Source organism: Rhizobium sp. NZLR1b, assembly GCF_019685155.1.
In the GTDB taxonomy this organism is placed as follows: Bacteria; Pseudomonadota; Alphaproteobacteria; order Rhizobiales; family Rhizobiaceae; genus Rhizobium.
In genome coordinates, this window is the sequence record NZ_JABDWC010000035.1 from 60,408 (window position 1) to 68,431 (window position 8,024).

General features: G+C 63.7%; 4 protein-coding genes. All 4 read left to right on the plus strand.

Annotation, left to right across the window (positions count from 1 at the left end):
- The 4 genes from mutS (at nt 1) to murJ (ending at nt 7,860) form a co-directional block, all read left to right on the plus strand.
- A complete protein-coding gene (mutS, locus tag HJB84_RS31365; RefSeq protein WP_221117809.1) occupies nt 1-2,727 on the plus strand; it encodes a DNA mismatch repair protein MutS in 2,727 nt (908 codons plus the stop codon).
- Nucleotides 2,728-2,741: 14 nt separating this feature from the next.
- Nucleotides 2,742-3,017, plus strand: a complete 276-nt coding sequence (locus HJB84_RS31370; RefSeq protein ID WP_207582653.1) for a hypothetical protein — start codon at nt 2,742-2,744, stop codon at nt 3,015-3,017.
- Between the two features lie 325 nt (nt 3,018-3,342).
- Entirely contained in the window at nt 3,343-6,249 is a 2,907-nt protein-coding gene (locus tag HJB84_RS31375; RefSeq protein ID WP_207582652.1) for a [protein-PII] uridylyltransferase, read from the plus strand.
- A gap of 24 nt (nt 6,250-6,273) precedes the next feature.
- A complete protein-coding gene (gene murJ / locus HJB84_RS31380) occupies nt 6,274-7,860 on the plus strand; it encodes a murein biosynthesis integral membrane protein MurJ (RefSeq protein WP_221117810.1) in 1,587 nt (528 codons plus the stop codon).
- The last annotated feature ends 164 nt before the right edge of the window (nt 7,861-8,024 follow it).

Consider the following 8,024-nt stretch of genomic DNA (forward strand, 5'->3'; position numbering starts at 1 on the left):
GTGAACGCACGCATCGACACAGGGAATGAAGCCTTTTCGGCTGCCGAGCTTGCCACGGCGGAAAGCCGTGCCTCGGCGACGCCGATGATGGAGCAATATATCGAGATCAAGGCGAACAATCCGGGTTCGCTGCTCTTTTATCGCATGGGTGATTTCTACGAGCTGTTCTTCGAAGATGCGCTGGAAGCCTCACGCGCGCTCGGCATCACGCTGACGAAGCGAGGCCAACACATGGGCCAGGACATCCCGATGTGCGGCGTTCCGGTGCATGCGGCCGACGATTATCTGCAGAAGCTGATTTCACTCGGTTTCCGCGTCGCCGTCTGCGAGCAGATCGAGGATCCGGCCGAAGCGAAAAAACGCGGCGGCAAATCCGTCGTCAAGCGCGATGTCGTCCGCTTGGTCACGCCAGGCACGATCACCGAGGAAAAGCTGCTTTCGCCCTCGGAATCCAACTATCTGATGGCGCTGACCCGCATTCGCAGCGGGGCAGAACCCTTGCTGGCGCTAGCCTGGATCGATATTTCCACAGGCGTCTTCCGACTGGCCGAGACCGAAGCCTCGCGGCTGCTTGCCGATATCCTGCGCATCGATCCGCGCGAGCTCATCCTGCCCGACACGATCTTCCACGATCCGGAACTGAAGCCGGTCTTCGATGTGCTCGGCCGCACCGCGGTGCCCCAGCCTTCCGTGCTCTTCGACAGCGCCAGCGCCGAAGGCCGGATCGCGCGTTATTTCGGCGTCGCGACGCTCGACGGCTTCGGCACCTTCTCGCGCGCCGAGGTGGCGGCAGCGGCCGCCGCCGTCGCTTATGTCGAGAAGACGCAGATCGCCGAGCGGCCGCCGCTTGGAAAGCCGGAGCGGGAAAGTGCGGCTTCGACGCTGTTCATCGACCCCGCCACCCGCGCCAATCTGGAACTTGCCCGGACGCTGTCTGGCGACCGCAACGGCTCGCTCCTGAAAGCGATCGACCGCACCGTCACCGGCGGCGGGGCGCGGCTTCTTGCCGAGCGATTGATGTCGCCGCTGACCGACCCCGTCCGCATCAATGCTCGACTCGACTCGATCGGCTTCCTGATCGACGAGCCTCTGCTCTGCGGCAATCTGCGCGACACGCTGAAACATGTGCCGGACATGCCGCGGGCGCTGTCGCGGCTGGCGCTCGACCGCGGCGGTCCGCGCGATCTCGCGGCGATCCGCCAGGGACTTCAAGCGGCGAGCGAAGTTGCGGCCATGCGCGCCAGCGCGATGTTGCCTGAAGAACTCGGCCAGGCGCTGTCCGCGCTGCAAGCCCTACCCGCAACGCTCGAAACCCTGCTGGCCGAGACACTCGCCGACGAACTGCCGCTGTTGAAACGCGACGGCGGGTTCCTGCGCGACGGCGCCAGCGCCGAGCTCGACGAAGTGCGGGCACTGCGCGACCAGTCGCGGCGGGTGATCGCCGGCCTGCAATTGCAATATGCCGAGGAGACCGGCATCCGGTCGCTGAAGATCAAGCACAACAACATCCTCGGCTATTTCATCGAGGTCACCGCCGGCAATGCCTCGCCGATGACCGAGACGGCTGAAGCCAAGGCCCGCTTCATCCACCGCCAGACGATGGCGAGCGCGATGCGCTTCACCACCACCGAACTTGCCGATCTCGAAAGCCGCATCGCCAACGCCGCCGACCGGGCGCTGACGATCGAGTTCGCCGCCTTCGAGAAGATGACGGCGGCCGTGGTTGCGGAAGCCGAGGCGATCAAATCCGGCGCCCGGGCGCTTGCCGTCATCGATGTTGCCGCAGGACTGGCGCTTCTCGCCGAAGAGCAGGCCTATTGCCGCCCACAGGTCGACGGCTCAAAGATGTTTGCCATCGAAGGCGGGCGCCATCCGGTCGTCGAGCAGGCGCTGCGGCGGCAGGCGGGCGGGCCCTTTGTCGCCAACAATTGCGATCTCTCGCCGAAGACCGGCGACAGGGACGGCGCGATCTGGCTGTTGACCGGGCCGAACATGGGCGGCAAGTCGACCTTCCTGCGGCAGAACGCGCTGATCGCCATCCTGGCGCAGATGGGCTGCTTCGTACCGGCAACATCAGCCCATATCGGCATCGTCGACCGACTTTTCTCGCGCGTCGGCGCCTCCGACGACCTGGCCCGCGGGCGCTCCACCTTCATGGTCGAGATGGTCGAAACAGCTGCGATCCTCAACCAGGCGAGCGACCGTTCGCTGGTCATCCTCGACGAGATCGGCCGCGGCACCGCCACCTTCGACGGCCTGTCGATCGCCTGGGCCTCCGTCGAGCACCTGCATGAAGCCAACCGCTGCCGCGGCCTCTTCGCCACGCATTTCCATGAGCTGACCGTGCTTTCGGAAAAGCTCGGCCGGCTGTCGAACGCCACGATGCGGGTCAAGGAATGGGACGGCGACGTCATTTTCCTGCATGAGGTCGGTCCGGGTGCGGCAGACCGCTCCTACGGCATCCAGGTCGCCCGCCTTGCCGGGCTTCCGGCTTCAGTCGTGACACGAGCCCGCGATGTGCTGACCCGTCTGGAGGATGCCGACCGCAAGAACCCCGCGAGCCAGCTGATCGACGACCTGCCGCTCTTCCAGGTGGCGGTGCGCCGCGAAGACACGGCTCGCGGACCGTCCAAGGTCGAGGAGGCGCTGAAGGCGATGAGCCTTGACGACATGACGCCGCGCGAGGCAATGGATGCACTTTACGACCTCAAGAAGAAACTGAAATAGGGCAGCGGTACGCGATGTTCATGGAAAAGCTGATTCGCGAAACGGAGCGCCTCTCGCTCATCTGCTCGATGCTCGATACGATGCGGCGCGCCGATGCCGATCGCAATGCGCGCGGCTGGACGTCGCCGATCGGCATGCTGAAAATTACCCGCTGTTGCGCTATGATCTCGGAGCTCGGAACGTCGATCGCCAAGGCAGGTTATCGCGAATGCGACCGGCAGTCGCTTGAGGAGATCATGAGAGAGACACGGCAGGTGCTGCATTTGCTGAATGCGCGGGCCGCCCTTTGAGCGTTCGGGGAAACGCCAGCTGTTGCGCCACTGCTGTTCAGCTTGCGCCTGTGACTGCCCCTCACCCTAACCCTCTCCCCGTAAACGGGGCGAGTGGACGTGCCCTGCGAGAGACAGGCGAGAAACGGAGAGGGCGCGGCTATCTCCCTTCGCCCCGTTTACGGGGAGAAGCTGCCGGCAGGCGGATGAGGGGCTGGTTTCGGCAATCTCCTGACCCAACGTGGTGTCAGGCTGTCGCGCGGCTTACCAACACCATTTCGCCAAATTTAAAGGTTCTTGCAGTATGAGGGCGCGTGTCAATCGCCTGATAAAGGGATTATAGCGCATGCAGACGAAACACGAGGCGAGCCAGGATCAGGCCGTCCGGCATGAACAGGAAACCACCCCGGCGAAAGCGATGCGCGAGCTTGATTTTTCTCATATCCTTGACGTCGAATTCTTGCAGAAGCAGTGCGACGCCGTTGGCGAGGCCAACCGCAACCGACCCGACGTGCTGCGCGCCGATCTTCTCGCCGTATTGAAAAAGGCAAGCACCGAAGGCCGGCAGAAGGCGCGGGCCGCACTGATGGCCGATGGCGGCGGGCTGAATTGCGCCTACCGGATTTCCTGGCTGCAGGATCAGATCATCACTGTCCTCTACAATTTCGCCACCGCCCATATCTTTCCACAGCAGAAGGACAAGTTCGCGGTCACCGCCGTCGGCGGCTACGGTCGCGACACGCTGGCGCCCGGCTCCGATATCGACCTGCTTTTCCTCTTCCCGCCGAGGCCGGCGGAAGAGACGCACAAGGCGGTCGAATTCATGCTCTACGTGCTCTGGGACATGGGCTTCAAGGTCGGCCACGCCACCCGCACGGTGGAGGAATGCATCGCGCTTTCCAAGTCCGACATGACGATCCGCACCGCCATCCTGGAGATGCGCTACATCTGCGGCCTGCAACGGCTGGAAACCGAACTCGAGACCCGCTTCGACAAGGAAATCGTCACTGGTACCGGCCCGGAATTCATCGCTGCCAAGCTTGCCGAGCGCGACGAGCGCCACCGCAAGGCGGGTGATACGCGCTATCTCGTCGAACCGAACGTCAAGGAAGGCAAGGGCGGGCTTCGCGACCTGCACACGCTGTTCTGGATCTCGAAATATTATTATCACGTGCGCGACCAGGCGGAGCTGGTCAAGCTCGGCGTGCTGTCGAAGCACGAATACCGTCTGCTTGAGAAAGCCGACGATTTTCTCTGGGCGGTGCGCTGCCATATGCACTTCCTGACCGGCAAGGCCGAGGAGCGTCTGTCGTTCGACATCCAGCGCGAGATCGCCGAAGCCTTCGGCTATCACACCCGCCCGGGCCTGTCGGCGGTCGAGCGCTTCATGAAGCACTATTTCCTCGTCGCCAAGGATGTCGGCGACCTCACCCGCATCCTCTGCGCCGCGCTCGAAGACCAGCAGGCGAAGTCGATCCCGGGCCTCACCGGCGTCATTAGCCGCTTCACCCATCGCAATCGCAAGATCGCCGGCAGCGTCGAATTCGTCGAGGACCGCGGCCGCATCGCGCTTGCCGACGCTGAGGTCTTCAAGCGCGATCCGGTCAGCATCCTCCGGCTCTTCCACGTCGCCGACATCAACGGGCTGGAATTCCACCCGGACGCGCTGAAACGTGTCACCCGTTCGCTGGCGCTGATCGATAATAATCTGCGGGAAAACGACGAGGCGAACCGCCTGTTCATGTCGATCCTGACGTCGAAGCGCGATCCGGCGCTCATCCTGCGGCGGATGAACGAGGCCGGGGTGCTCGGCCGCTTCATTCCCGAATTCGGCAAGATCGTCGCGATGATGCAGTTCAACATGTATCACCACTATACGGTGGACGAACATCTGATCCGCACCGTCGACGTTCTCTCCGAGATCGACCAGGGACGCTCCGAGGATCTGCATCCGCTCGCCAACAAGCTGTTCTCAGGCATCGAGGATCGCGAGGCGCTTTATGTCGCCGTTCTGCTGCACGACATCGCCAAGGGCCGCCAGGAGGATCATTCGATCGCCGGCGCCCGCGTCGCCCGCAAGCTCTGCAGCCGCTTCGGTCTGTCGCAGAAGCAGACGGAAATCGTCGTCTGGCTGATCGAGGAACATCTGACCATGTCGATGGTGGCGCAGACCCGCGACCTCACCGATCGCAAGACGATTACCGATTTTGCCGACCGCGTACAGTCGCTCGACCGGTTGAAGATGCTGTTGATCCTGACGATCTGCGATATCCGCGCCGTCGGTCCGGGCGTCTGGAACGGTTGGAAGGGCCAGTTGCTGCGCACGCTCTACTACGAAACCGAGCTGCTGCTGGCCGGCGGTTTTTCGGAGGTCTCCCGCAAGGAGCGTGCCGGTGCCGCCGCCGAGGCGCTGCATTCGGCACTCGCCGACTGGAGCCAGAAGGACCGCAATACCTATACCAAGCTGCACTACCAGCCCTATCTGCTCTCCGTGCCGCTGGAAGACCAGATCCGCCACGCCCACTTCATCCGCCAGGCCGACAAATCCGGCCAGGCGCTGGCCACCACGGTGCGCACCGACAGTTTCCATGCGATCACCGAGATCACCGTGCTGTCGCCCGACCATCCGCGCCTGCTCGCCGTCATCGCCGGGGCGTGTGCTGCGGCCGGAGCCAACATCGTCGACGCGCAGATCTTCACGACGTCGGACGGGCGGGCGCTCGACACCATCCATGTCAGCCGCGAATTTGCCGACGATGCCGACGAGCTGCGCCGGGCCGCGACGATCGGACGGATGATCGAGGACGTGCTGTCCGGCCGCAAGCGGCTGCCCGAGGTGATCGCCACGCGCGCGCGCCACCGCAAGAAGAACAAGGCCTTCGTCATTCCGCCGTCGGTCAACATCACCAACAGCCTGTCGAACAAGTTCACGGTCATCGAGGTCGAATGCCTCGACCGGCCGGGGCTGCTGTCGGAAATCACCGCCGTGCTCTCCGACCTGTCGCTCGACATCCAGTCGGCCCGCATCACCACCTTCGGCGAGAAGGTGATCGACACTTTCTACGTCACCGATCTGGTCGGCCAGAAGATCTCCGGCGACAGCAAGCGCGCCAACATCACCGCCCGAATGAAGGCCGTCATGGCCGAGGAGGAAGACGAGCTGCGTGAGCGCATGCCTTCCGGCATCATCGCGCCGGCTGCCACCGCCCGGACATTGCCCTCAGCCGAAAAGAAAGCCGATTCCCCCGCATGAGCGACCAAGCATGAGCCCCCACGAATGAGCCTCGTCAAGAAATTCGCAACCGTCGGCGGCGCCACCCTCGGCAGCCGCATCTTCGGCTTCGCCCGCGAAACGCTGATGGCCGCCGCACTCGGCACCGGGCCGATGGCCGACGTCTTTTATGCCGCCTTCCGCTTTCCGAACCTGTTTCGCCGGCTGTTTGCCGAAGGCGCCTTCAACGCCGCCTTCGTGCCACTTTTTGCCAAGGAGATCGAGGCGAACGGCACCGATGGCGCCAAGCGCTTTTCGGAAGAAGTCTTCGGCGTGCTGTTTTCGGTGCTGCTGCTCATCACCATCGTGATGGAGCTTGCCATGCCGCTCCTGGTGCGCTTCGTCATTGCACCGGGCTTTGCCGACGATCCCGACAAATTCTCGATCACCATCCGCATGGCGGCGGTGATGTTTCCCTATCTGATGTGCATGTCGCTGACGGCGATGATGAGCGGCATGCTGAATTCGCTGCACCATTTCTTCGCCGCGGCCATCGCGCCGGTCTTCCTCAACGTGGTGATGATCGGGGCGCTGTTTTATGCGCTCCATACCGGTGCCGATCCGCTGACGACGGCCTGGTATCTCTCCTTTGGCGTTCTTGCCGCCGGCGTCCTGCAGCTCGCCGTCGTCTATGTCGGCGTGCTTGCGGCCGGCATGAGCATCGGCTTCCGCTTCCCGAAGATGACCCCGAACGTCAAGCGGCTGCTGATCCTGGCGGTGCCGGCTGCAGTGACCGGCGGCATCACCCAGATCAACCAGCTGATCGGCCAGGCGATCGCCTCCTCTCGCGAGGGCGCGATTGCAGCGCTGCAATATGCCGACCGGATCTACCAGCTGCCGCTCGGCGTCGTCGGCGTTGCCGTCGGCGTGGTGCTGCTGCCGGAACTTGCCCGGGCGCTGAAGGGCGGCAATCTGCGCGAAGCCGGAAACCTGCAGAACCGCTCTATCGAATTCGTGCTGTTTTTGACGATCCCCGCCGCCTTCGCGCTGTGGATCCTCTCCGACGAGATCATCCGCGTGCTCTACGAGCGCGGCGCCTTCCATCAGGAAAACACCGCCGTCGTCGGCTCGATCCTGGCGATCTACGGCATCGGCCTGCCGGCCTTCGTGCTGATCAAGGCGCTGCAGCCCGGCTTCTATGCGCGCGAGGACACCAAGACGCCGATGCGCTTTTCGGCAATCGCGGTGGCCACCAACTGCGCCACGGCGCTGACCCTCTTTCCCTATATGGGCGCGCCCGGCATCGCCGTTGCCGAAGCCACCGCCGGCTGGATCAGCACCGTGCTGCTGTTCACCACGCTTCTGCGCCGCGGCCATCTGACATGGGAATGGGCGCTGGCAAAACGCACCGTCCTGCTGATCGTCGCCGCAGCCGTGATGGGTGCGGCGATCGTCTTCCTCAAGCAGCACTTTGCGCCCTCGCTTGCCTCCGGCGCGCCGGTTCTGACCAAGGTCGGCACCCTCGGGCTGCTGATTGCGATTGCCATGCTGGTCTATTTCGCCGCCGCCTTCCTGATCGGCGGAGCAAATCTCGGCATGATCCGGCGCAATCTGAACCGCAAGCCGGCGCCGGCAAAGGACCCGCAAGGCTAAGGAGATTGCCGGTGCCTGCCCCTCATCCGCCTGCCGGCACCTTTGTAACTTCCCTTTACCCGCTATTGGCGTAGTACTGCCTGTTGCGGTGGCGGATGGAAGACCGTTGCACCTTTGGGACACCAAGCCCGTGGGAGAGCCTGGGTCTCCGTCCGCCGTTCCAT